This is a genomic window from Bacillus chungangensis, assembly GCF_030812995.1.
Lineage (GTDB): Bacteria > Bacillota > Bacilli > Bacillales > Bacillaceae_C > Bacillus_CF > Bacillus_CF chungangensis.
The window spans coordinates 59,972-86,063 of the sequence record NZ_JAUSTT010000003.1 but is presented as its reverse complement, the minus strand read 5'-3'; the positions used below and the strand labels follow the sequence as shown (position 1 = coordinate 86,063).

Annotated in this window: 17 protein-coding genes and 1 other annotated feature; of the genes, 16 read left to right on the top strand and 1 reads right to left on the bottom strand. The window is 34.1% G+C overall.

Annotated features, from left to right (window positions below; genetic code table 11):
* Positions 1-120 precede the first annotated feature (120 nt).
* Positions 121-900: an MBL fold metallo-hydrolase gene (locus J2S08_RS03510; RefSeq protein WP_307226959.1), complete on the bottom strand. Its 780-nt coding sequence runs from the start codon at positions 898-900 to the stop codon at positions 121-123.
* A gap of 281 nt (positions 901-1,181) precedes the next feature.
* Between J2S08_RS03510 and J2S08_RS03505 the strand changes: the two genes are divergently transcribed.
* The 16 genes from J2S08_RS03505 (at position 1,182) to tdc (J2S08_RS03430) (ending at position 26,078) form a co-directional block, all read left to right on the top strand.
* Complete coding sequence (locus J2S08_RS03505; RefSeq protein WP_307226723.1) at positions 1,182-1,409, top strand: heavy-metal-associated domain-containing protein; 228 nt, start codon at positions 1,182-1,184, stop codon at positions 1,407-1,409.
* Between the two features lie 34 nt (positions 1,410-1,443).
* Positions 1,444-3,309 (top strand): heavy metal translocating P-type ATPase, encoded by a 1,866-nt coding sequence (locus tag J2S08_RS03500; RefSeq protein ID WP_307226720.1) that lies wholly within the window; start codon positions 1,444-1,446, stop codon positions 3,307-3,309.
* Between the two features lie 167 nt (positions 3,310-3,476).
* Positions 3,477-4,184, top strand: a complete 708-nt coding sequence (locus tag J2S08_RS03495) for a Crp/Fnr family transcriptional regulator (protein WP_307226718.1) — start codon at positions 3,477-3,479, stop codon at positions 4,182-4,184.
* 520 nt (positions 4,185-4,704) lie between these two features.
* A complete protein-coding gene (licT, locus tag J2S08_RS03490; protein WP_307226716.1) occupies positions 4,705-5,547 on the top strand; it encodes a BglG family transcription antiterminator LicT in 843 nt (280 codons plus the stop codon).
* A 222-nt stretch (positions 5,548-5,769) separates the two neighbouring features.
* Positions 5,770-7,623: a beta-glucoside-specific PTS transporter subunit IIABC gene (locus J2S08_RS03485; protein ID WP_307226714.1), complete on the top strand. Its 1,854-nt coding sequence runs from the start codon at positions 5,770-5,772 to the stop codon at positions 7,621-7,623.
* A gap of 14 nt (positions 7,624-7,637) precedes the next feature.
* Positions 7,638-9,041 carry a glycoside hydrolase family 1 protein gene (locus J2S08_RS03480; RefSeq protein ID WP_307226712.1) on the top strand — a complete coding sequence of 468 codons (1,404 nt, stop codon included), beginning with the start codon at positions 7,638-7,640 and terminating at the stop codon, positions 9,039-9,041.
* 432 nt (positions 9,042-9,473) lie between these two features.
* Entirely contained in the window at positions 9,474-9,896 is a 423-nt protein-coding gene (locus J2S08_RS03475) for an NUDIX hydrolase (protein WP_307226710.1), read from the top strand.
* Between the two features lie 1,282 nt (positions 9,897-11,178).
* Positions 11,179-12,645, top strand: coding sequence for a tyrosine-tyramine antiporter (gene tyrP, locus J2S08_RS03470; RefSeq protein WP_307226708.1), 1,467 nt, complete (start codon positions 11,179-11,181; stop codon positions 12,643-12,645).
* A 33-nt stretch (positions 12,646-12,678) separates the two neighbouring features.
* Positions 12,679-14,541, top strand: a complete 1,863-nt coding sequence (gene tdc / locus J2S08_RS03465; protein ID WP_307226707.1) for a tyrosine decarboxylase — start codon at positions 12,679-12,681, stop codon at positions 14,539-14,541.
* A 518-nt stretch (positions 14,542-15,059) separates the two neighbouring features.
* On the top strand, positions 15,060-15,875 hold the full coding sequence (gene pdxK / locus J2S08_RS03460) for a pyridoxine/pyridoxal/pyridoxamine kinase (RefSeq protein ID WP_307226705.1): 816 nt from the start codon (positions 15,060-15,062) through the stop codon (positions 15,873-15,875).
* A gap of 494 nt (positions 15,876-16,369) precedes the next feature.
* Complete coding sequence (gene nhaC, locus J2S08_RS03455) at positions 16,370-17,734, top strand: Na+/H+ antiporter NhaC (RefSeq protein WP_307226703.1); 1,365 nt, start codon at positions 16,370-16,372, stop codon at positions 17,732-17,734.
* A 432-nt stretch (positions 17,735-18,166) separates the two neighbouring features.
* A complete protein-coding gene (locus J2S08_RS03450; RefSeq protein ID WP_307226702.1) occupies positions 18,167-18,466 on the top strand; it encodes a YerC/YecD family TrpR-related protein in 300 nt (99 codons plus the stop codon).
* Between the two features lie 648 nt (positions 18,467-19,114).
* Positions 19,115-19,337 (top strand) — a binding site (T-box leader).
* An 84-nt stretch (positions 19,338-19,421) separates the two neighbouring features.
* Positions 19,422-20,681, top strand: coding sequence for a tyrosine--tRNA ligase (gene tyrS, locus J2S08_RS03445; RefSeq protein ID WP_307226700.1), 1,260 nt, complete (start codon positions 19,422-19,424; stop codon positions 20,679-20,681).
* Between the two features lie 360 nt (positions 20,682-21,041).
* A complete protein-coding gene (locus tag J2S08_RS03440) occupies positions 21,042-21,743 on the top strand; it encodes a protein rep (protein WP_307226697.1) in 702 nt (233 codons plus the stop codon).
* A gap of 1,034 nt (positions 21,744-22,777) precedes the next feature.
* The gene (gene tyrP / locus J2S08_RS03435; protein WP_307226696.1) at positions 22,778-24,214 is read left to right on the top strand and encodes a tyrosine-tyramine antiporter; all 1,437 of its coding nucleotides are present in this window, start codon (positions 22,778-22,780) and stop codon (positions 24,212-24,214) included.
* Positions 24,192-26,078, top strand: coding sequence for a tyrosine decarboxylase (gene tdc / locus J2S08_RS03430; protein ID WP_307226694.1), 1,887 nt, complete (start codon positions 24,192-24,194; stop codon positions 26,076-26,078). The genes tyrP (J2S08_RS03435) and tdc (J2S08_RS03430) overlap by 23 nt, the downstream gene beginning before the upstream one ends.
* Positions 26,079-26,092: the final 14 nt, after the last annotated feature.

Genomic DNA, 26,092 nt, shown 5'->3' with positions numbered 1-26,092 from the left:
AATGATTGTTTCACCGTAATTATTACTGCAAAGCAGTAAGTTAGTGATGTGGTTTACAAAAATAGAGGGAGGTGTTTTAAACTCCCTTCTATCTAATCTTTATCTCGTTACTTGATAGAGTTAAAACTTGATGCTGAAGCCGTTGAATGTATGTACTCCTGTTCCGTGTCTTACTACATTTTGTTCTCTAAGAAATGCAACTGCTTTTTTTACCTCTGCTAGTATGCTAGGCTCAAGTCCTAAATCATTATGTCCTCCGAAGATTTTAGAAATTCCTTTGATTTTAGATATTTTTTCTAAAGAGTTAACCAAATCAACAGGATTCGTTGAGGGATAGAACGCATAAACCGGAGTTTGGGAATAAAGTAAGTCGCCTGTAAATAAATACATTTTTTTATTGTCTAGAATAGATATGTGACCAGGAGAATGACCTGGGGTATGATAAATAGTTAGTTTACGATTTCCTATATCGATTACATCTCCATCGGCTAACAAACCTGTAGGTTTTCCTTGGTATGGTTTATATGTTTGTGGATTAAATGTAACAGGTGTAGGTTTAGTTATATCGCGAGCTATGTCATTTCTAATCTGTTCTAGCGATAATCCCTTAATCCCATTAATTAACCAATCGGCATCAGCTTCATGAACATAAATTGTTTCAAATTCATGATGGCTCCCTATATGATCAGCATGCACATGCGTAGTAATAACAACAATAGGTAAATCTGTGAGTTTGTCCGTTATTCTTCTAATATTATCTATACCAAGACCTGTATCAATTAACGCTGCCTTTTCGTTCCCTAGTAGTAAATAGGAATGAACTTTTTCCCAATGACCGTATTCGCTAATAGCGAAAGTAGCATGATCTATTTCTTCCACTGTAAACCAAGTATCCATCATGTTAACCACTGTATCCTCTCCTCCTTAAACGATCTTAAAGTATGTTTCTCTACACTTATTTAAAAATCCTTTAAGAATGGTTTAATTCAATATTTTTTTTGCAGTTAAATCAATCCCAATGCATAAAGGAACGGTCTTTATGATTTCTGAAACCTCTGTTGATAAGAAATGCTATCTATTTTTACTCTAGAAGAAATGACAGAAAGTTGACATACGTCAAGGAATCAATCTCACTCCTATCTTAAAATCAAAATAGAATAAAGATAAAGGAGAAGATTTTAATGAAAACAGCGAAATTTCAATTAGAAGAACTAACTTGTCCGTCTTGTATAAAAAAAATTGAAAAGACTTTAAATAGGCAGCAAGGAGTGAAAGAAGTAAAAGTCCTTTTTCATTCAAGTAAGGTAAAAGTATGCTATGACGAAAGGGCGGTAACATTGAAAGAGTTGTCTACAACAATCGAGGAATTAGGCTTCTCAATACTAGCCACGAAAATAGTAAATGAGTAGGTCTGTTTGAAAGCGGGAAGGAGAGGAGAGATTAATGAGTAAAATTAAAAAATTCCAAATCGTTTTCGTTGTCGGATTATTATTAGTCGCCTCATTTGTTTTTAATTTATTCGATTTAGAAATGCTTAAAAAATCTGCTCTCATAATCGCAACATTTATTGCAGGCTTCCCAATTGCAAAGACAGCAATGCAATCGCTTCGATTGAGAGCATTCAGTATTGAATTGCTTGTTACTATCGCCGTAGTTGGGGCTTTGCTAATCGGTGAATATGTAGAATCTGCGGCTGTAACTTTTTTATTCTTGTTCGGTGCGTATCTTGAAGCTCGTACATTAAAAAAGACGAGGTCCTCCTTAAAAACCTTGATGGATATGGCTCCTCTTGAAGCAACTGTTGTAAAAAATGGGGAAAAAGTGATTACATCAGCAGAAGAAATAAAGGAAGGAGATCATATCGTTATCCATTCTGGTGAAAAAATTACAATAGATGGAAAAATTGTAACTGGACAGGCATTTATTAACGAAGCTGCAATAACGGGCGAATCTGTACCTGCCAATAAAAAGATACATGATCAAGTATTTAGTGGAACAATAATTGATCATGGTTATATCGAAGTCAAAGCGGAGAAGGTTGGAGAAGACACGACATTTGCCAAAATGATTGAATTAGTGGAGGAAGCACAAGAATCAAAAGCAAAAACACAAAAATTCCTTGAAAAATTCGCAAATATCTATACACCAGCCATTTTAGTTTTAGCGATCATTGTATATATCTTTACAAGAGATATCGAACTGACGCTTACGTTTCTAGTCATTGCCTGTCCTGGGGCATTGGTCATCTCTGCACCGGTTTCGATTGTTGCCGGAATAGGGAATGGTGCTAAAAACGGCATCTTAATAAAAGGCGGCGAAATCTTAGAAAACTTGTCAAAAATCGATGTTGTTGTTTTTGATAAAACAGGAACCTTGACGAAAGGGAAGCCAGAAGTAACAAATATTAAATCATTCGGAATAGATGAAAACTTGCTTTTACAGTTAACAGCCGAAGCGGAAGTAATTTCTGAACATTATTTAGGACAAGCGATCGTAAAAGAGGCACAAAATAGGGGGATATCTTTAGAACATCAGCCTGAAACTTTTACGGTTGCAAAAGGGCAAGGGCTTTATGCAATGGTTAATCGCCAAGCCTTCATTATTGGGAATAGAAAATTACTGAGCAAAAACGCTATCCATCTCGATCAACTAACAGAAAAATACGCCATTAATGAAGAGAAAAAAGGAAATACAGCCATTTTTATCGTGATTAATCAACAAATAGCCGGAATCATTTCGATTGCTGATCAAATTCAACCTGAAGCAGCGAACACACTGAAACAATTAAAAGCTAATGGAATCAAACAGCTGTATATATTGACGGGCGATAATAAACATGCAGCAGAGAAAGTTGCGCAGCAATTAGGTTTAAGTGTGGATCAAGTGTTCGCAGAAATGTTGCCGGAGGACAAAGTGAATCAGATCAAACAGTTGAAAAAGCAAGGATATCGAATAGCAATGGTTGGAGATGGTATTAATGATGCACCAGCAATCGCAATTGCAGATGTTGGCTTTGCAATGGGCGGTGCAGGAACAGATGCAGCAATGGAGACTTCGGACGTTGTATTAATGGCTGACAAATTAAGTAGCATACCTTATGCTTACACACTCGCGAAAACGGCTGTTAGAAACATGAAACAAAATATGTTTTTTGCAGTTGGAACTGTCGTATTGCTTTTATTCGGAGTGATGATGAGAAAAGTATTCCTTGCTTCTGGTATGTTGATTCATGAATTAAGTGTTCTCTTTGTTACTATAAATGCAATGAGGTTAGTTCGTTATAAAAAAGCGAAAGAAATAATAAAGTAAGAATTCTATCAGTAGGAGGTTCTCTCAAGTTTCCACTTAACGCTTCTGATTTTTAGATGGAGACTTGCTGCTGGTTAGATGTGTGCAAATAAAAAATTGCTGAATGCATCAGAAGTTCCCATGTTAGCTGTCGACGACAAAAAATCAAATTCCGAAGGAGGCTTATCATGAGTTCATCTAAAAAGATGTGTGTATCGCTCGTTCCTATTTTCAATCATCTGGAAGAAGAGGAAATGAAAAAAATCGTAGAATTAAGCAATAGTAAGAAATATAAGAAAGGAGAGATCATTTTTCGATCTGGGGAATCTGAAAACCATCTATATATTGTCCATAAAGGAAAAGTGAAAATCTTCCGACTGACTGAGTCTGGAAAAGAGCAATTTATACGAACGATGGAATCAGGTGATTTCCTAGGGGAGCTTTCACTTTTCACAAAAAATAAACATAACAGTTTTGCAGAAGCAATGACGGACGTAGAAATATGTGTTATTGAAAGAAACGATTTTCAAAAACTCTTATATCAATTTCCGGCTATTTCTCTAAAGGTTCTGGAAGAGTTGAGCAGTCGCTTAGAGTCTGCAGAAAAGCTAGTGTCACAATTGAGCTCCCAAGATGCTGAGATTAGAGTTGCCTCTTATTTAATGGAGCTTGTTGATATTCATGGGAAAACAGAGATCATGCTTCCGATGAGTAAAAAAGACCTAGCTTCCTATCTTGGGACAACTCAGGAAACATTAAGCCGTAAACTCTCAGGATTTCAACAGAAAGGCTATATTAAACAAAGTGGACAGCGAAAGATTCATATAATAGATATGGCAGCAATCCGACAAATAATAGGCAGCAGAGACTTACGGTGCAAAAATTCCTCAAGATGAAACAGATTTAATTGGCAACGGAGAAAGAAGAGGAATTAGATTTTATTGGATACCGAACCGAACTATTTTTGGATGAGAAAACAGAAATAGGCGAAAACGAATTGGAACTATCGCGGTTTAAATTGAAAAAAGGTGCAAAGCTGTGTTCTGATTATCAAAGCTTGGAGGATTTTGCAACCGAATTTAATATTTTCTCAACAGCGACTAGGATATGTTTTATTTTTTTCTTTGAAAGGAACCAACACATAGGATGTTTTTTAACAGGAAAGTAAGCGCGATGGATGAAATCTTTCGGATGAACTGAACATATGATGTTTTTCAATAGTGATAAAAAAACCATTGACACAAATATAAGAAAGGGTTATCATAAAGTTAATTGAAAAGTGGAACTGGATCGTTACTGGTAAGCAGGCGTGACCTAAAATAAACTATTTTACAGGCGGACTATGTCGTCTTTATGATAGTTATTTTAGGTCTTTTTTTCTACTCTGATTAATTTTTAGAGGTGAAGTGATAACGTATGATCATAAAAAAAGTTTTCAATAACAATGTTGTGCTTGTGGTAGACAGCCAGGGAATAGAGTCGATTCTCATGGGAAAAGGAATCGGATTTCAAAAGTTTCCAAAAGATGCAATTGATGAATCATTGATAGAGAAGCGATTTGATTTCAATAGTGGAGACGGCAACATAGGGAAATTTTCTGAGTTATTTTCGCATATCCCTGAGGAGGATATTCGATTAGCAGATGAAATAATCCAATTTGCCGAAAGTGAGTTGCAACAGAAGCTAAACCAAAATGTTTTAGCAACGCTGTCGGATCACATCAGTTATATGCTCCAGCGAGCGAAAGATGATGCTTTTTTAAAAAGTCCGCTTCAATGGGAAATTCAGCAGCTTTATCCGAAGGAGTATCAGGTTAGCTTACAAGCGCTAAAAATTATTCAGGAGAAAACTGGTATTTCTTTCCTGAAATCAGAGGCGGCATCTATCGCTTTGCATTTTGTGAATGCGCAGGTAGAATCTGACGGAATGGAAGAAACAGTTCTGTGTACGGATATCATTGGAAAAATTTTAGATATCATGTTTTATCATTACCAAATTGAAATAGAAAAAGATTCTTTTAATTACACCCGCTTTATTACCCATCTCCGTTATTTTGTGAAGCGTCAGATGGCGGGGAATGTGATGGAAACCGATAACGTCTTATTAGATACTGTCAAAGTAAAGTATGACAATGATTATGCTTGTGCATTACGCATCAAAGACTTTTTAAAAGAAAAATACAGATGGATCGTGTCATCAGATGAAATGTTGTATTTAACACTACATATTCATCGTGTCACATCAAGAACTTTATCTTAAGCAAATAGGATCGTTACTGTTCGGCAGGCGTGACCTAAATGGATAAATAAGATTGTGTATTTCATAGTCTATTTATCTATTTAGGTCTTTTTTATTCCCGATGAACCGGACAGAACCTTCCTTTACAATGAACATCTTTGAAAAAACTTCCTAAAAAATAAGGAGTTTCTATATATCTTAGCAAAAGCTGAGAATCTATTTACATATACAGGAGGGATCAAATTGAATTGTTCAGCATTAGCAGAAGAAATACTCGAAAAGATAGGTGGAGAACAAAATGTCATTAGTTTGGTGCACTGTGCTACGAGACTGCGATTTAAACTAAGAGACAACAAAGTAGCAAGGAAAGAAGAAATCAAAAAGATAAATGGCGTACTCAGCGTTGTGGAAAGCGGCGGACAATTCCAAGTTGTAGTAGGAAGTGAAGTTCCGTACATTTACCGTGAACTGATGGAATTAGGTAAGTTTTCCGGTGAGTCAGATTCTTCACAAGAAAATAACCAATCTTCGTTGTTATCGAAGGTTTTTGAAATCATTTCCGGTGGTTTTTCACCGCTCATTCCAGCTTTAGCAGGGTCAGGTATGCTAAAGGCACTACTCACTATCTTAACAGAATTTGGCGTATTGAGCTATGAATCCGGAACCTTTGCAGTATTATCGGCAGCAGCCAATGCGGTTTTTTATTTCTTGCCAATCTTTTTAGGAATTACCTTATCTATGAAATTAGGAGCGAATCCATATGTTGGTGGAGTAATTGGTGCAGCTTTATTAGAGCCTAATCTTACATCTCTTTTAGATGCAGGTGCATCAACTGATTTTCTGGGTATTCCAGTGATTCTTGTCGATTACTCAGCCAGTGTGTTCCCGATTTTCATTGCAATAGGGATTTATTCATTAGTAGACAAGTTATTGAAAAAAATTATTCATAAAGATCTGCAATTATTTGTGGTACCAATGCTGGCTTTGATGATCATGGTTCCGCTTTCCGTTATTGCATTCGGACCATTCGGAACGTATGTCGGAACTGCACTGTCTAGTGGCGTAACATGGCTTATTTCCAAAAGCAGTATATTAGCAGGGATGGTTCTTGGTGGAGGAATGACATTCATGGTGATATTTGGATTACACTGGGGATTCACTCCAATTACCCTTGAAAATCTTACGATGATGGGCGGTGACCCAATTGAAGGAATGGCAGCTGCTGCTGTATTCGCTCAAATAGGAATCGCATTTGGTATTTTCTTACGTGCGAAAAATGACAAAAATTTACGCACACTAGCTGGTTCAGTTAGTTTAACAGGTATATTAGCAGGGGTTACAGAGCCGATTGTTTATGGTTTGATATTACGATACAAACGTACAATTCCGCTGGTAATTATAGCAGGAGCAATTGGTGGAGCGATTAATGGATTTTTCGGAGTGACAATGAATGCCTATGTATTCCATAACATTTTCTCATTGCCAGTTTATTCTCCGCTGCCAGCTTATGTCATCAGTATTCTTATCACTTTTGGATTAGCGTCAACATTGGTTTATTTCTTCGGTTTTGAAAGCAAGAGTGTGGGACAAGAAACAAAGGGCGAAACAGATGTAAAAGTTGAATTTCAACCAAAAGTTGTGCAGAGTGAAGAAATTTATAGCGCTTTGACTGGAAAAATAAAGAAATTATCAGAAATTGAAGATGAGGTTTTCGCTTCAGGAGCAATGGGGAAAGGAATTGCTGTTGAGCCGACAATAGGACAAGTAGTGGCACCGGTTGATGGCACTGTTACCTCACTATTTCCAACAAATCATGCCATTGGAATAACATCTGACAATGGTACAGAGATATTAATACATGTCGGATTGGATACAGTGGAGTTAAAAGGAGAACACTTCACCCCTTATATTAAAACAGGAGATAAAATAAAACTTGGAGACATATTGCTAAAGTTTGATATGGAAAAAATAAAAGCAGCCGGGTACAAGTTAACAACTCCTATAATCATTACCAATATAAATCAATATTTAGATGTCATTGATACAGATTTACCTGAAATCAGTACAGAAGATATATCATTAACAGTCATTAAATAAATGGAGGAATGAACATGAAACATCAAAAATTAAAAGATTTTCCAAAAGATTTTTTCTGGGGAGCTTCAACTTCTGCCTATCAAGTGGAAGGAGCTTGGAATGAAGATGGAAAAGGAGTATCTGTCATTGACGTAGCGAATCATGTAGAAGGCGTAGCAGATTATAAAATTGCTAGTGATCATTACCATCGTTATCAAGAAGACATTGCTTTATTTGCAGAAATGGGGTTCAAAACCTATCGATTCTCGATTGCCTGGACACGTATTTATTCAAATGGAGATGGGGAAGCAAATCAAAAAGGAATTGAATTTTATGATAGACTCATCAATGAACTGGTATCTCATGGAATTGAACCGATTGTTACCATGTATCATTTCGATTTGCCGAATTCATTGCAGGAAAGAGGCGGATGGTCTAACCGCAAAACAGTTGACGCTTTTGAACAATATGCAAAAATATTGTTCACTCATTATGGCGATCGAGTGAAATATTGGTTAACAATCAATGAGCAAAATATGATTATTTTACATGGAAGTTCAATTGGGACGGAGGCTACGGATTTAGAAAATCCGCAAAAGGATTTATACCAACAAAATCACCATATGTTAGTTGCGCAAGCAAAGGCGATGGCACTTTGCCACGAAATGCTTCCAGAAGCAAAGATTGGACCTGCGCCAAATGTTGCTCCGATTTATCCTGCAACTTCAAAACCAGAAGATATTTTAGCGGCGGATACATATGCTTCCATTCGTAATTGGCTGTATTTAGATGTTGCAGTTTATGGGAAGTATCCAGCTGTGGCTTGGAGTTATTTAGAAGAGAAGGGATATACTCCAACAATGGAAGATGGTGACATGGAAATATTAAAACAAGCAAAACCGGATTTTATTGCTTTTAATTACTATACTTCCCAAACAGTAGCAGAAAGTTTAGGAGATGAAAGGGATTATTCCCACACTGGCGATCAACATGAAACAGTAGGAGAACCAGGTTTTTATCGCGGATCTGTGAACAATAATTTACAAAGAACTGATTTTGGTTGGGAAATTGATCCTGTTGGATTCCGAACAGTATTGCGCCAAGTATATGACCGTTACCATCTCCCGCTCATTGTGACAGAAAATGGTCTGGGGGCATATGATAAGCTGGAAGAGAATGATACGATAAATGATGACTACAGAATTGAGTTTTTAAGAAAACATATCGAACAAATTCAATTGGCGATTACCGATGGAATAGAAATTTTCGGATATTGTCCTTGGTCCGCAATTGACTTGGTAAGCACTCATCAAGGAATCAACAAACGGTATGGCTTTATCTATGTTAATAGAGATGAATTTGATTTGAAAGACATGCGTCGTATTCGCAAAAAAAGTTTTTATTGGTATCAAGATTTGATTCAAAAAAACAGTTTATAATATGTATGCCAAGGGTTCTGTTGTTGTTTTTTCAAGTACAAAAACTGCACGGAAATCCGCTAACCGATTCGATTCGTAATGAAAAAAAAGAAAAAAAAGCATGAGAAAAAACGACTAGATCGAATCATGGATTTAGTCGTTTTTTTCGAACCGAATATTCGATAAATGATTTACGCCTAAGATTCCTGATGATATGGACTTTAAGTGTATTACCATTTTTTACTTTTTTTCTGATTCAAGTTCTTTTTCTTGTTAAACTATCTCAGAATAAGGAGTAATTTCACATTAAATATAATCAACTTTTCTAAAAGAGTAGGGTTACATTCTACACTTTTTTCTTTAAATGCCTTCCGCTTCAATATAAAAAATGATTAGTTGTTTTATATAACAAAATGAATGATTATAAACTTTAAATTGAATGGAGAGATAATGATGAAGTACGTAAGAAAAGCATATGGATATGTAACAAGATTAGAAGAGGGAAAAGTGCAAGTATTAGTATTTCAGCATCCAATAGCTGAAGCGGGAATACAAATTCCAAAAGGCACGGTAGAGGATCAAGAGGATCCTTATCATGCTGTTATTCGGGAAATGAAAGAGGAGACAGGTTTAAAAGACTTTAAGGTTGAGTCACTAATTGCAAAGGATCTTTGGGAATATGATGATGGTACTATTCATAAACGTTACTTCTATAAAATTAATGTGAAAAATGTTGCGGATCAATGGACACATCATCCAACTGGAGGCGGCAGCGAAGATGGTTTAATATTTCGTTACTTTTGGATTTCTTATAAAGATCAAGTCAACTTAGTTCGAGGACATGGGGATTATTTAAATGTAATTTTCGATAAATAAGTGATATAGAACAGTTTTACTAAGTGTTTATAATAAACTAAAAATTTAATATCGATTTTTTTATGCTTAGAGCTTTTTTGACACAGCTATGAATAAAGGAGAAGAGATGATGAAACATGATTTTGTAAAGAAAATAGAGAGAGTAGTTTTTATCCTGTAATTTTTATGAAAACTTTAAGTTTATTTTTGGGAAAGGCTCTTGAGGGCTTGATTTTCCTTTTTATAACTTTGAACTTTTATTTGTACTCATTCATAGATGTCTAAGAGTACGAAAATTTCGAAGAGAATGATAAAAATACAAATACGAGGAGGAATTTAACGAATTGTCGAATAGGTTACAAAGAACATATTTAAACGAAAACTCCTATCAAGTGGTTTCGAGTGAGCAACTTTTAAAATATGACTGTTAAGAGATTAAAAAATCAAAAAAGGTATAATGAAGTCAATCATGGTGAATATCTATTAGATATTCGTCTTTTTTTTAGCATTAAATACTTCCAAAATGTAGGGGATAAATCTATTGTTTATAAGAGTATGTCTCCGTTTTATTTTTTCCACAAGTGATAGTTGACCACAAATTAATACATCTCATTATTCAGATAATATATATTATATACAGATATGGATATTTTAATAAAATTAAAATTCCAATCGCTAAGACAAAACTTTCGAGTTTTTAGTCATTAAATACAAATTCTTATGAAAAAATAAAACGATAAAAACTATTTCAAAAAAATATAAGTATGTATATATATGTGTTTAATATAATTTTAAATTATTAAAACATACTAAACAGGATGGTTTTAAAAGGTTAATGCTTTTATTTATAAAAGCATTAAAGGTTTAATGGATTTATTAATAAATCAAACAATGCGTTAATCCGTTGAATAATAAGATTTTAATAAACCTTATTAAAGTCTGTAATATCAATAAAAAATTAGATATTGACAAAACAAAAATACAGGCGTAAACTAAACTTGCAAGTTAACTTGTGAGTGCTTTCACAAATAATAATAAAATATTGTATTTCTCTATTTATTAAATTTAAAGAATGGTGGAGTGAATTACTTATAAATAGTTTTGGTTTTGATGTTTTTGTGAAATATTAAACAAAGACTATTTATCAAGTAAATTTAGCTATTAAGAGAAAGGGATGAATACGTATACATTCATCAATTAGAAGTTTGTCTAGTTTTTAAGATCTACATCCTAGGTATACAGTTACTTGAAAATTAGACTATTAGTTCAGTTCAAAGTTGAATAAGGGAAGAAGGATATATTTATGGCTAAAACAAAAAGGCTAACACTTTTTGGGTTGATCGGTATTACGATGGCGTTCTTTGGTACTGTACGTAGTGTGCCAACACTTGCTATTACAGGATGGACTCAAATTTTCTACATGTTAATTGCCGCGGTTCTATTTGCCCTGCCTATCGCATTAATGTCAGCTGAACTTTCTACCGGATGGCCTGAAGAAGGTGGACCTCAAGTTTGGGTGAAAAATGCGTTAGGTGAAAAATGGGGATTTGTTACCTCATGGTTATTATGGGTTCAAATGTTCTTTGGTATGGTAATGGTTGCTTCAACAGTTGGTGTTCTATTTGGTTACGTCATTAATCAACCAGGACTATCTTCCAACAATTACTTTATTTTTGCGGTTATTTTAATCTCCTATTGGAGTGTCACAATACTAAATCTTAAATTTGACATGGTTAAAATAGCTGGTAATTGGGGAGCAGTTATTGGTGTTTATATTCCATTCGTTATTCTCGTCATTCTAGGTGTCATCTATTTGATCAAGAATGGCATTCAACCAAATAGCTATTTAGGGAATTTTAAACCAAGCGACTTAATTCCTAATTTTGAAGACTTAGGCAGTTTAACTTATTTATCAGGAATTATCTTTATTTTCGCAGGGGTAGAAATTTCATCCGTGCATGCGAACAATATTGAAAATCCTAAACGCAACTATCCAATTGCTGTTATCGCTTCTGTTATTTTATTGGTAATATTTAATATTGTTGCTGGATTAACTGTTTCTAACGCAGTGCCGTTAGGGAAATTAGAACTAGCTAATATTACACAACCGTACATGATTTTCTGTGAAGACTTAGGTATTCCGTCTATCTTCGTTAATATCATTTCCTTAATGATTTTAATAGGGGTGTTAGTACAACTAAGTGCATGGGTGCTTGGACCAAGTAAATCAATGATCAAAGTTGCTGATGAAGGAAACTTGCCTAGATTCTTCCAAAAAAGAACTGAAAAAGACATTCCAATCACATTTGTTTTGATTCAAGCGATTGTTATTTCTTTAGTATCTTTCTTGTACGTAGTTGTTCCAGATGTGAACAGTGCCTTCTTAATTATTACCATTACAACAACTATTTTATATTGTATTGTTTATGCATTAATTGCTATTTCAGCTATTCGCTTGCGTTATAAAATGCCAGAAATTAAGAGACCATTTAGATTAGGTAGTAAAGGGAATGGATTAATGTGGTTTGTTTCGATTCTATCTTTGATTAGTGTGGTAATTACACTTATTGTCAGTCTGATACCACCATCCATTTTAGACCCAAGTCAATACACTGGCTATATTATCTATCAAGTAGTAGCAACAATCGTGATGATTGGTATCGCTCTCATTATTAACAAATGTAAAAAACCAGAGTGGAAAAAAGAGGCACCTACTAATAATCAATCATTTAGTAAAAATGCAACTAGGGAGAAGGATTGTCTTGAGTAAGACAATCTAGCATAATAATTGGAGGAATAGAGAATGAAAAATGAACTTCAAGAACGTAACTTAAAAGCTTTATTTTTAGGAAGTAAAGGCGAAAACGTTGATTTATTTAAAGAATTATTATTAAAAATGATCGATGAACATGTGGGATGGCGTCAAAACTATCAGCCACAAGATTTGCCAGTTATTACTCCACAAGATAAAAGCTCAAAAAGTTTCAATGAAACTGCTGATCATGTACGTAGTGTATTTAATGTGTTATCTTCTAAACTTCGTACAAACTCACTTCCATGGCATACAGCAGGCCGTTTCTGGGGACATATGAACTCTGAAACATTAATGCCTTCTATTATTGCTTATACAACTGCAATGTTATGGAACGGTAATAACGTAGCTTATGAATCTTCACCAGGTACTTCACAAATGGAAGAAGAAGTTGGACATGAATTTGCTGCACTTATGGGCTATAAAAAAGGCGAAAGCTGGGGACATATTTGTGCAGATGGTTCTATCGCTAACCTTGAAGGTCTTTGGTATGCACGAAACATGAAGTCTCTTCCTTTAGCGATTAAAGAAGTAGCTCCTGAATTTGTAGAAGGCAAAACGGAATGGGAATTGTTAAATATGTCTACAGAAGAAATTCTAGATATATTAGATCAAATTCCTGAAAAAATTGATGAAGTGAAAGCTCACTCTGCACGCAGCGGTAAACACCTTCAACAATTAGGGAAATGGTTAATTCCGCAAACAAAACACTATTCTTGGTTAAAAGCTGCCGATATAATCGGTGTAGGCCTTGACAGTGTAGAAGCGATCGATGTGGACGAGCATTACCGCATGGATATCGATAAGCTAGAAGCTAAAATTCGCGAATTGGCTGCGCAAAACATTCCAGTTCTTGGTGTAGTTGGGGTCATTGGGACGACTGAAGAAGGTCAAGTAGACCGTATCGACAAAATGGTAGCACTACGAGAAAAATTAGCTAAAGAAGGGATTTATTTCTATATTCATGTAGATGCAGCTTATGGTGGATATGCTCGTGCTATCTTCTTAGATGAAAACAATGAATTCATCGATTACGATAAAATTGAGGAAGTATATGAGAAATGGAATATTTTCACTGAGAAAAACGAATGGCTCACAGAAGATATTTATCATTCTTTCAAAGCGATGAGTGAAGTAGAGACCATTACAATTGATCCACATAAAATGGGTTACATCCCATATTCTGCTGGTGGTATTGTCGTTAAAGACATTAGAATGCGTGACGTTATCTCTTATTTCGCAACTTATGTATTTGAAAAAGGTGCAGACATACCAGCTTTACTTGGTGCATATATGCTTGAAGGATCTAAAGCAGGCGCCACTGCAGCAGCAGTTTGGACAGCGCATAAAGTATTGCCATTAAACGTAACAGGCTATGGTAAATTAATCGGAGCAAGTATTGAAGGAGCTTACCGTTTCTATCACTTCTTGCAAGGAAAGCAATTTAAAGTTGGCGATAAAACAATCAATGTTTACCCATTAACAAAGCCTGACTTCAATATGGTTGACTATGTATTTAATGAAGAAGGAAATACTGATTTAGAAAAAATGAATAAATTAAATAATGAATTCTTTAACCAAGCTTCTTACGTTAAAGGTGGGTTATACAGCAATGAGTTCATTACTTCACATACTGACTTTGCAATTCCTGACTATGGAAACAGCCCATTGCCATATGTTCAAAGCCTAGGATTTAGCAAAGAAGAATGGGATCGTGAAGGTAAAGTCACAATACTACGTGCTTGTGCATTGTCTCCATATGCTTATGACAAAGATGTTTTTGAGGAATATGCAGGCAAGATTGAAAAAGCTATTCAAGAAAAACTTGAAACGATCTATGGTATAGTAAAATAATTTAGTTCTATACTATAATTTAATAGTTGGAGCTTTGCGGGTATGATCCGAAAAGTAAAGGTTTTGTATTTTATGAGATATCATGCCCGCCACTCCATATTAAACATTGTTTTCATCTTTATAGATAAATTTTAGATTACCACTTGTGATAACTTGCACTAGCTGTAATGATTTATGTTCCTTGACAACCAGTTTTGATAAGTGCAACACTTGTTCCTTAAAGAGAATTAGACTCTATCTTTATATAGTATTAAATGAATACTAAACTCAACTGTTAAATCGACATTAATTGAAAAAGCCTTTGAATAATTACTCCTTTTAAATATTCTTATTCATCTAATTCGAAAGTTTAGTAGTATCGATTATCAACATGCATAAGTTTGTGAAAAACATAACATATAGTTTTGTATTATTACAGAAAATAAAAAATAATCATGCAATTTATTTTAAGTAAACATGAATTTAAACGTCATTATTATTTAATACTATAGATAAGAACAATTTAGGAAGTGTGAAAAATGACTATAAAAAAGGTACTAACAATTGCTGGTTCCGACTCAAGTGGTGGAGCAGGCCTACAAGCAGATCTAAAAACATTTGAAGAATACGGTACTTTTGGTTTTACTGCCATTACAACTATCGTAACAATGGACTCTAGTAATAACTGGAATCACCATGTACACCCTGTTGATACAGATCTTGTTCGTGAGCAACTGGAAACGATCTTCTCTGGTGGTCCACTTAGTGCAATGAAAACAGGGATGCTGGGCACTATTGATATTATAAAGCTTGTAAGAGACGTCATTGATAAATATGAAATGAAGAATATCGTAATAGATCCTGTTATGGTATGCAAAGGAGAAGATGAACCATTGCAACCAGAAAATGGACTAGCTATTCGTGAGCTTCTTTTACCGAAAGCAACTATTGTAACACCTAATTTATTTGAAGCAGGTCAATTATCTAATATGAAAAAGTTAAGTACAGTGGATGACATGAAAGAAGCAGCGAAAAAAATGATTGACCTTGGTGCCCAAAATGTTGTTATTAAGGGTGGAAAAACACTAGAAGATAATAAAGCGATTGACTTACTATACGATGGATCTGAGTTTACTCTGTATGAAGCAGAGAAGATTCATACGAATTATAATCACGGTGCTGGATGTACGTTTGCTGCTGCTATTACAGCTGGACTTGCAAAAGGATTTTCCGTTAAAGAAGCAGTAGCAAAAGCAAAAGCTTTTACTACCGAAGGAATTAAATATGGATTTGCTTTTAATAAATTCGTTGGACCAGTTTGGCACGGAGCATACAATAAAGCGGATCAACGCTAAGTGGATTATAAACAATAGTTATTTTTCCTATAAGCAACATTTATATTTTTTTGGAATAATAATTTTATGTGAAAGCAGCTTATTTCGTGTGCTGCTATAAAAAAAACTTGTGTAAAAATATATTATTTCCAAAATGATCCTGTAAAACCAGTAAATCACTTTAATTGGCCATGTTCTTAGAACATGGCATCTAGTTTTTTCAGTTTTTTCCTTGTCCAAGAATTTTTTTCTACACATTTTTTCCAAATATATAACAATGAGTATGTTTAACAACAAAGTGGAAATTCTAACACTTACCACCTCTTCTATATTGTTTGTACCATAGTAACATGATCGTCATAAACTCATGACATTTTTCATTTTTTTACTTTAATCAACCAACGTGCTAATGCCTCCAAATGTGAAAGAGATCGGCATTATGACGATGGACGTTATAGCCCCAACTCGCAAGAAATTTGGTGAGATAATTTAATAATGATAAGGAGTTTACCAAAATGAAAAAAGATATAACGTTAAAAGAAAGCATCTTTCTTTTAGTAATATTATTAACAATTATAGGAATTAGTATTATTGGTTTAGACCTGCCTCCTCAAATTCCTATTTTAATTTCGGTCGGTATTGTTATATTATTTGCTAAGATTAAAGGTGCTTCTTGGGATACTGTTCATAAGGGAATTCAAAATGGGATTATACCTGGTTTGATACCTATCATTATTTTCATGCTCATTGGAGTCTTAATAAGTGTTTGGATTTCAGCGGGAACGATTCCAACTATTATGATTTACGGATTTAAAATTTTATCTGCAAAATTCTTTTTACCTTCTATCTTTGTTATTTGTGCAATTGTGGGTATTTTAGTAGGTAGTTCATTTACAACAATTTCAACTATCGGTATTGCTTTTTTAGGAATGGGGCATATCATGGGTTTTAACCTAGCCATGACTGCCGGGGCTATCGTGTCAGGTGCTTACTTAGGTAATAATATATCACCTTTATCTGATACAGCTAATTTAGCTTCTGCTATAGCAGAGGTGGATTTATTTGAACATATTAGAAATATGATGCGGACTGCTATTCCTTCTTTCGTTATTTCACTAATCTTTTTTGTACTCATTGGACAAACAAAAGTGGTATCAACTGGAAGTAATATTAATGAATTAGTAGATACACTGCATTCCTCTTTTACCATTTCAATTGTGACATTAATACCAGTGTTAGTATTATTTTTATGTGCTTGGAAAAAGGTACCTGCTATTCCAACTCTTCTCCTAAGCATTATTTTTACAATTGGAATTCATTATATATTTTATCCGCACACTAGCTTTGCTCAAATAGCTAATCTTATGCAAGATGGATTTGTTTCTAATACAGGTGTAGAAAGTGTAGATGTCTTACTTACTCGTGGTGGGATGCAAAGTATGATGTGGTCCGTATCTCTTATCATTCTTGCTTTATCATTAGGAGGACTGTTAGTAGAATTAAAAATTATTGAAACGTTAATCTCAAAAATCCTCGGATTTGTCAGTACAAAGGGAAAATTAATCCTTATGACTGGTTTAAGTTCTATTGGTATTAATGTTCTTCTTGGAGAACAATACCTATCCATTATTTTGCCGGGTAAAGCTTTTAAATCTCAATTCGAGGCAATAAAGTTAAATTCCAAAAAACTTTCAGGAATATTGGCAGATGCTGGAGCAGCCGTCAATCCACTTATTCCATGGGGGGTCAGTGGTGTATTCATTACAGGTACATTAGGTGTTTCTACATTGGAATATTTGCCTTTTGCTATCTTCTGTTTAGTTGCTCCAACCATGAATGTGCTGCTTGGTTTTTTTGGAAGAGAAAAAAAATCTACCTAACACAATATAAGTATTAGCTTGGGGTAGTAGTAAGAAACGATTACTGCTCCAAGAATATTTTCCGTTGGTTTATTTCTTCACGATATATAAATTTTACACAAAAGATTAAGTTGCCTTAAGACAAAATTTTGACAATAATTTTCGATATATAGATAAATTCAACAAAAGACAATAATGATATAATACTAAAGGTAAGAAAACACAACAATTATTTACCTTAATAAAGCTTTCTAAAGAGCGCAATACTTTCTTGGCTCACTAATCGTGAGTACGGATAAAAATAGGCTTACAGGGAGAAAGTATATGTAAAAGTTAAAGTTTATCTTGTTGTTGAAATACTTTTATAGAGGGAATTTTTATAATCACGCTTTAATACTTTTATGTATTAAATTAATTAAGATGGAAGAAATTGTGGGTAACGGAGGTAGACATATGCTTATAGATGAGATACGTGGAGAAGGGTTAGATGAATTTTTTGAAGGAATTTTAACACTTGAAACAGTAGAAGAATGTTATTCTTTTTTTGATGATTTATGTACAGTAAATGAAATCAAAGCAATGTTTCAAAGGTTTAAAGTAGCTAAAATGCTTTATAATGATAGTACCTATAGTCAGATCGAAGCAGAGACAGGTGCAAGTACAGCAACCATCTCTCGTACGAAACGATCACTATATCATGGAAATGATATGTATGATATTATTTTTAAGCGTATGAAGGAAAAGAAAGACTAATGAGAGCAAAAAACGTATGAATGCTTCTGTAAGATAAAGTAACCACACGAGTCATTAAATGCCGTCTTTATATTAAGTTTTTTATGATTGTCAGTTTTAATTATGAAGTATTTGGTCACTCAATAAGAGAAATTGTAAAACAATAGGGATAACCAGAAAAAAAGATATCCCATTTTATGAAAAAAAAGGTACGTCTATTTATTAGAAAATATCTTCGTTTTATGAATAATAGAAGTCAGATGATCGTATTCTCTATTTTATTTACATCTAACTAGCGAGTCAAATCCCCCCTGATCTTTCTATAAATGAGATTTTTTTTCGATTGGATTTGGGTCTCAAAGATAAGGAAACCTTATTAAAAAATGTAAGGGGGACAAGAAGTATAGCTATATGATTAAACTTTATAGATGCACCTTGACATTTTTTCAATATTTTATCAAACACATAAATCGATCTTTTGTATCGAAGAGGAACTTAGACTAAATAAATTTTTACTTGAAACCGTACAAAATGATTTTAAAAAGAATGTTGAAATATAAAGTTTTTTAGATATAGTAGTTATAGGGATATAATAAAAATTGTACTAAAATTTTATAAAGCTATTGACAAGTATATTTTTATTCACTATAATGACCTTAATCTTATACGAGATATACGTTGAAAGAGCCCAGTAGCAAGGTTGTCACTGTTATCCAGAAAGCTAGGGGTTGATGTGACCTAGCACAAACAAACTTGTGAATTACACTCTGGAGTATCTTAGGTAACGCTAAGCGGAGTAGCAATCGATACTATTGCTGAGAGAGGTATTAATAGTTTTTTTAGTACTATTAATACAATTTGGGTGGTAACACGGTTAAAAATCGTCCCTATGTCTATATTAGACATAGGGCGTTTTTTTTATTTACCAGCGTATTTTAAAGTATGGGAAACTAAAAACTAAAGGAGTTGGAAAAGTATGAATATTATTGATGAGTTAGAATGGCGCGGTGCCATTAATCAACAAACAGATGCTGAAGGATTACGAAAACTAGTTGAAGAGAAAAAGATTTCCTTGTACTGTGGGGTTGACCCAACTGGTGACAGTATGCACATCGGGCATTTAATTCCATTTATGATGATGAAACGTTTTCAATTACAAGGTCATCATCCTGTTATTTTAATTGGAGGAGCAACTGGAACAATTGGTGACCCAAGTGGACGCCAAACAGAACGGCAATTACAAACGTTAGAACAAGTACAGCATAATGTTGATAAACTAACAGCTCAAATGAAAAAATTATTTGATTTTGGCAACAATAACGAAGTTAAAATGGTAAACAACTACGACTGGACACATAACGTCAGCATTTTAGATTTTTTACGTGACTACGGTAAAAACTTCAGTGTTAATAGCATGTTGGCGAAAGATATTGTAGCTAGCCGTTTAGATAGTGGGATCTCATTCACAGAGTTTTCATACCAAATTCTACAATCCATGGACTTCCATCATTTATTCAAAGAAGAAGACGTTCAATTACAAATTGGTGGCAGTGATCAGTGGGGAAATATTACAAGTGGTTTAGATTTAATTCGTAAAAAAGAAGGTCCAGAAGCAAAAGTATTTGGATTAACCATTCCACTGTTATTAAAAGCAGATGGTACAAAATTTGGTAAAACTGCAGGTGGAGCAATTTGGTTAGACGCAGAGAAAACAACGCCGTTTGAATTTTACCAATTTTGGGTTAATACAGATGATCTTGACGTCATTAGATACTTGAAATTCTTCACATTCTTAACTAAAGATGTGATTGATGAATTAGAAGTTAAAGTGAAGACAGAACCGCATAAACGTGAAGCTCAAAAAGTTCTGGCAGAAGAAATGACAAAATTCGTTCATGGTGAGAAAGCATTTACTCAGGCGCTAAAAATTACTGAAGCTCTATTTAGTGGGGATATTAAATCATTAACAGCAGATGAAATAGAGCAAGGGTTTAAAGACATGCCTACTTTCCATGCTTCCAAAGAAACAAAAAATATCGTTGATTGGTTAGTTGATTTAGGCATTGAACCATCTAAACGTCAGGCTCGAGAAGATATTACGAACGGAGCCATTTCAATGAATGGTGAACGAGTGAATGATTTAAATACTGATGTGACAGTCGAAAACTCATTCGATGGAAGATTTATTATTATCCGTAAAGGTAAAAAGAACTACAGTCTAGTGAAATTAAAATAATCAATTATCATTACTTTAAAGAACATTGGTTGTATAGTTCAAGGACACATCTTCCTAAAGTCTGGAGGGAAGATGTGTCTATATCAAACAAATAAAAATGATACGATCAATAATTTAAATGAAGAAGTACCAAATTTTTGGCGGGGAATCCACCCCATTTTACAATGAAGAAATAAAGTCTTCGGATAGAAACTTTGTGTAAAGCACCAGCATACTTAAATGCCTATATTGTATCAATAATGACAAACAAAGAACCCTTTAAAGAGCAAAAAATTGAAGGATATTTAGAAAGTTAAAAGCAATTTAAATAAAATTTTTTGTTATAAATAATCGAATCATGGATGAAAGCGAGGTTAAATGATGCTTACTTCTTGGAAAAGATCATTAGAATTGGCATATAGTAATCACTATATCATAACTAAAATTAATGAAAACAAACCAGTTAATTGGCTATTATTAGATTTAGGTTTAGAAAATGTGGCTGAAGATAATATTAACCAAGTATTAGATAATATGTTAATAGGATTTAATCGTTTGTTTAAGTATAAGAGTGTAAAGCAAGCTACATTAGGTTATTTTCGGATGCTAGATATATTAAAATTGGATGACAGGTATCATCCTAGAATACATATCCTACTTCCAACTATAAAAAGTTATTTTCAGGGTAGATATTATATAAAATATGATAACTGGGTAGCCTTATGGAGTAAAGCATTAGGTGCCAAAGATAACCTATATGTAAAAGTGAAAGTAATTCACTCTAAAGATGATGATCACTCTATTGTGATGAAAATGGAACAAGGGTTGTCAGCAATCTTTGACGTATCGGAAAGGAAAAGACTTGCTAAAAATAATACCATTATTGAATCAAGAAGATTAATAGGGTACAGCAGACTATTAAAAGATGAAGTAGATCAATTTCCCTCCAATACATCCTTTTATCTTGACATGGATAATTTACGTACTGATGATTCAATTGCAAATTGTGCCTTTGAAAGTATGTTAGAATGGCACCCAGGTGTAAGGTTTGATGAAAGCAACCCTCTATTATATAGTAATTAAACAGACATTTTTAACGTTAACTAGCTAGTTCACTTGTTTTCACAGTATCTTATTTTAGTTTTTTTTGGTGATACACGGTAAGGCCATGTTGCTTGACACGGTGCCTCTGTAGAGTATGACTTCCTAGCAGGATGCCAGCTTATTAAAACTTGGCTTCGCTAGACATGGTTATTAATTTCACTTCAAATCAAGCTGGTGCTTTGAAATACCGTGCCTCCTTGACATTGATTTATTACTGATTATTCTAAAAATTATATAAAAATATATAATCTACAATGCATAGGTCGTTTATGATAATTTATGCTACTTTTATTCAAACATTTCGTCTTCTAAGATTTTATAAAAAAATGAGATTAATATTAAATCACTAAAAAATACAACCTATACTACTTGCAGTTAAGTTTAAGTTTCGTAATATCAGTTTCTCTATATAAAATTATTATATATTATTATCTATGTACTTTTTATAAAATTATAATTCTTAATCTTACGAAAATAATTTATTTTTTAATTTTTACCATTTATTGAAAATATAGTGAAGCATACTAGCGATTCATGTATGTAACTTTATAAAGAACGAAGTATTACCGATTCCCCTCAAAGAAATCACATGGGATTATAGATATTTAGCTTGAAGGGTTAAAGTTCTTTCTAGATTTGTCATAAATAAACATTCTTTTAACTGACAATAAAGTTGAAAGGAAATTCCACTTTGTTTGTGTCTCCTAAAATAAACAACCACCATCATGTTCCTTTTTTCTTCCTATTCATTATTCTTTACTCTTTACTCTTTACTAAATAAACTCTTTACTAACCAAGTTAATACTATTTTTAAATCACCTGGAAGTAATATCTATATATTCAATGATATTTTTATGTATAAGATTCGTTACGTAGAGAACCTTAAGATGTAAATACTATTCCAACATAAAAGTTCATTTTTTGTAACAATAAATACGAACTTTTTAGCTTATGCCAAGAATGAGGGAAACAGTATTTAGAAATTGATCATCTAAGGGAAGAAGGATATATCTATGGCTAAAACAAAAAGTTTAACACTTTTTGGGTTGATCGGTATTACGATGGCGTTCTTTGGTACTGTACGTAGTGTGCCAACACTTGCTATTACAGGGTGGACTCAAATTTTCTACATGTTAATTGCCGCGGTTCTATTTGCCCTGCCTATCGCATTAATGTCAGCTGAACTTTCTACCGGATGGCCTGAAGAAGGTGGACCTCAAGTTTGGGTAAGAAGTGCATTAGGTCAAAAATGGGGATTTGTTACCTCATGGTTATTATGGGTTCAAATGTTCTTTGGTATGGTAATGGTTGCTTCAACAGTTGGTGTTCTATTTGGTTACGTCATTAATCAACCAGGACTATCTTCCAACAATTACTTTATTTTTGCGGTTATTTTAATCTCCTATTGGAGTGTCACAATACTAAATATTAAATTTGACATGGTTAAAGTAGCCGGTAATTGGGGAGCAGTTATTGGTGTTTATATTCCATTCGTTATTCTCGTCATTCTAGGTGTCATCTATATGATCAAGAATGGCATTCAACCAAATAGCTACTTAGGAGATTTTAAACCAAGCGACCTAGTTCCTAATTTTAAAGACTTAGGCAGTTTAACTTATTTATCAGGAATTATCTTTATTTTCGCAGGGGTAGAAATTTCATCCGTGCATGCGAACAATATTGAAAATCCTAAACGCAACTATCCAATTGCTGTCATCGCTTCTGTTATTTTATTGGTAATATTTAATATCGTGGCTGGGTTATCTGTTTCTAACGCAGTGCCGTTAGGGAATTTAGAACTAGCCAATATTACACAACCATACATGATTTTCTGTGCAGACTTAGGTATTCCGTCTATCTTCGTTAATATCATTTCCTTAATGATTTTAATAGGGGTGTTAGTACAACTAAGTGCATGGGTGCTTGGACCAAGTAAAGCGATGATCAAAGTTGCTGATGAAGGAAACTTGCCTAGATTCTTCCAAAAAAGAACTGAAAAAAACATTCCAATCACATTTGTTTTGATTCAAGCGATTGTTATTTCTTTAGTATCTTTCTTGTACGTAGTTGTTCCAGATGTGAACAGTGCCTTCTTAATTATGACCATTACAACAACTATTTTATATAGTATTGTTTATGCTTTAATTGCTATTTCAGCTATTCGCTTACGATATAAAATGCCAGAAATTAAGAGGCCATTTAGATTAGGTAATAGAGGAAATGGATTAATGTGGTTTGTTTCGATGCTATCTTTGATTAGCGTGGTAATTACACTTATTGTCAGTCTGATACCACCAAACATTTTAGACCCAAGTCAATACACTGGCTATATTATCTTTCAAGTGGCGGCTACAATCGTGATGATTGGTATCGCTCTCATTATTAACAAATGTAAAAAACCAGAGTGGAAGAAAGGTGAACCTGCTAATGGAGCAAAAAGAAATAAGTAATGAACTTCAAGAAAGAAATTTAAAAGCTTTATTTTTAGGAAGTAAAGGTGAAAACGTTGATTTATTTAAAGAATTATTATTAAAAATGATCGATGAACATGTGGGATGGCGTCAAAACTATCAGCCGCAAGATTTACCAGTTATTACTCCGCAAGATAAAAGCTCAAAAAGTTTCCATGATACTGCTGATCATGTACGTAGTGTATTTAATGTGTTATCTTCCAAACTTCGTGCAAAATCACTCCCATGGCATACAGCAGGCCGTTTCTGGGGACATATGAACTCTGAAACATTAATGCCTTCTATCATTGCTTATACAGCTGCAATGTTATGGAACGGTAATAACGTAGCTTATGAATCTTCACCAGGCACTTCAGAAATGGAAGAAGAGGTTGGACATGAATTTGCCGCGCTTATGGGCTATAAAAAAGGCGAAAGCTGGGGACATATTTGTGCAGATGGTTCTATTGCCAACTTTGAAGGTCTTTGGTATGCACGAAACATGAAGTCTCTTCCTTTAGCGATTAAAGAAGTAGCTCCTGAATTTGTAGAAGGCAAAACGGAATGGGAATTGTTAAATATGTCTACAGAAGAAATTCTAGACATATTAGATCAAATTCCTGAAAAAATTGATGAAGTGAAAGCGCACTCTGCACGCAGCGGTAAGCATCTTCAAGAATTAGGGAAATGGTTAATCCCACAAACAAAACACTATTCTTGGTTAAAAGCTGCCGATATTATCGGTGTAGGCCTTGACAATGTAGAAGCGATCGATGTGGACGAGCATTACCGCATGGATATTGATAAGCTAGAAGCTAAAATTCGCGAATTGGCTGCGCAAAACATTCCAGTTCTTGGTGTGGTTGGCGTTATTGGGACGACTGAAGAAGGTCAAGTAGACCGTATCGACAAAATGGTAGCACTACGAGAAAAATTAGCTAAAGAAGGCATTTACTTCTACATTCATGTAGATGCAGCTTATGGTGGATATGCTCGTGCTATCTTCTTAGATGAAAACAATGAATTCATCGATTACGATAAAATTGAGGAAGTATATGAGAAATGGAATATTTTCACTGAGAAAAACGAATGGCTCACAGAAGATATTTATCATTCTTTCAAAGCGATGAGTGAAGTAGAGACCATTACAATTGATCCACATAAAATGGGTTACATCCCATATTCTGCTGGTGGTATTGTCGTTAAAGACATTAGAATGCGTGACGTTATCTCTTATTTTGCAACTTATGTATTTGAAAAAGGTGCAGACATACCAGCTTTACTAGGTGCATATATGCTTGAAGGATCTAAAGCAGGCGCCACTGCAGCAGCAGTTTGGACAGCACATAAAGTATTGCCATTAAACGTAACAGGCTATGGTAAATTAATCGGAGCAAGTATTGAAGGAGCTTACCGTTTCTATCACTTCTTGCAAGAAAAGCAATTTAAAGTCGGCGATAAAACGATCAATGTTTATCCACTAACAAAGCCTGACTTCAATATGGTCGATTATGTATTTAATGAAGAAGGAAACACTGACTTAGGAAAAATGAATAAATTAAACCATGATTTTTATGAACAAGCTTCTTATGTTAAAGGTGGATTATACTGCAATGAGTTCATTACTTCACATACTGATTTTGCGATTCCAGACTATGGAAACAGCCCATTGCCATATGTTCAAAGCCTAGGATTTAGCAAAGAAGAATGGGATCGTGAAGGTAAAGTCACAATACTACGTGCTTGTGTATTATCTCCATACGCTTATGACAAAGATGTTTTTGAGGAATATGCAGGCAAGATTGAAAAAGCTATTCAAGAAAAACTTGAAACGATCTACAATGAAGAAACAATGTGCGACTGAAACAAAAAATAAAA

Coding starts and splice junctions, on each gene's coding strand:
- nhaC (WP_307226703.1), top strand. CDS start 16,370: ATGAAAAAAGATATAACGTTAAAAGAAAGCATCTTTCTTTTAGTAATA.
- tyrP (WP_307226696.1), top strand. CDS start 22,778: ATGGCTAAAACAAAAAGTTTAACACTTTTTGGGTTGATCGGTATTACG.
- J2S08_RS03450 (WP_307226702.1), top strand. CDS start 18,167: ATGCTTATAGATGAGATACGTGGAGAAGGGTTAGATGAATTTTTTGAA.
- tdc (WP_307226707.1), top strand. CDS start 12,679: ATGAAAAATGAACTTCAAGAACGTAACTTAAAAGCTTTATTTTTAGGA.
- J2S08_RS03480 (WP_307226712.1), top strand. CDS start 7,638: ATGAAACATCAAAAATTAAAAGATTTTCCAAAAGATTTTTTCTGGGGA.
- J2S08_RS03500 (WP_307226720.1), top strand. CDS start 1,444: ATGAGTAAAATTAAAAAATTCCAAATCGTTTTCGTTGTCGGATTATTA.
- J2S08_RS03475 (WP_307226710.1), top strand. CDS start 9,474: ATGAAGTACGTAAGAAAAGCATATGGATATGTAACAAGATTAGAAGAG.
- J2S08_RS03510 (WP_307226959.1), bottom strand. CDS start 900: ATGATGGATACTTGGTTTACAGTGGAAGAAATAGATCATGCTACTTTC.
- licT (WP_307226716.1), top strand. CDS start 4,705: ATGATCATAAAAAAAGTTTTCAATAACAATGTTGTGCTTGTGGTAGAC.
- pdxK (WP_307226705.1), top strand. CDS start 15,060: ATGACTATAAAAAAGGTACTAACAATTGCTGGTTCCGACTCAAGTGGT.
- J2S08_RS03505 (WP_307226723.1), top strand. CDS start 1,182: ATGAAAACAGCGAAATTTCAATTAGAAGAACTAACTTGTCCGTCTTGT.
- tdc (WP_307226694.1), top strand. CDS start 24,192: ATGGAGCAAAAAGAAATAAGTAATGAACTTCAAGAAAGAAATTTAAAA.
- J2S08_RS03440 (WP_307226697.1), top strand. CDS start 21,042: ATGCTTACTTCTTGGAAAAGATCATTAGAATTGGCATATAGTAATCAC.
- J2S08_RS03495 (WP_307226718.1), top strand. CDS start 3,477: ATGAGTTCATCTAAAAAGATGTGTGTATCGCTCGTTCCTATTTTCAAT.
- tyrS (WP_307226700.1), top strand. CDS start 19,422: ATGAATATTATTGATGAGTTAGAATGGCGCGGTGCCATTAATCAACAA.
- tyrP (WP_307226708.1), top strand. CDS start 11,179: ATGGCTAAAACAAAAAGGCTAACACTTTTTGGGTTGATCGGTATTACG.